This is a genomic window from Virgibacillus carmonensis (assembly GCF_057836705.1).
In genome coordinates this window covers 1-614 of record NZ_JBYQFJ010000246.1, presented here as the reverse complement: position 1 = coordinate 614, position 614 = coordinate 1, and the positions used below count along the sequence as shown (strand labels likewise).

1 pseudogene is annotated in these 614 nt (G+C 36.5%); it reads left to right on the top strand.

Annotation, left to right across the window (positions count from 1 at the left end):
• Window positions 1-614: pseudogene (locus AC3G7N_RS21655) on the top strand (phospholipase D-like domain-containing protein); the annotation flags it as partial.

Below are 614 nucleotides of genomic sequence, written 5' to 3'. Positions count from 1 at the left end.
TTCACTGAACCATCTTTTACTAACACACCACATGATATAAAGGAAAGTACTGCCCAACTTCAAAGGGAACTTTCCCTTTCCGGCATTGAAGATGAAGCAGGGTTTCGTAACTTGTTAACTCAGAGTAGGATTGCGAAGGAGTGCGCCGCATGGATACATGAAAAAGTGGATGTAAAGTCATTTAAAACATCTGTTCCAACCATGAACATGGTGAATGTTCAAAACCCAAGATATGACTCATTTACCATGTTTGGTAGTGCTAACTTCAGAAGTAGTAGCCTGGGATTTACTTATTCTGAAGATCCAGCCCTAACTACTTATACGGATGATAAAGCAATGACACAACAATACATTCAGTGGTTCGATACCTATTGGGAGGATCAGAATCAACTTGAGGATGTAAAAGAAGAATTACTTGATCAACTTGAAGTATTGTATCAAGATCATAATCCTGAATTTATTTATTTTGTTACTCTTTATCATATTTTTAAAGATTACTTGGATGAGCTTGATGAAGATACAATAGTGAAATCAAAAACCGGTTTTCATGAAACGGCTGTATGGAATAAGCTTTATAAATTTCAAAGGGATGGCGTTCTTGGTGCAATCGACAA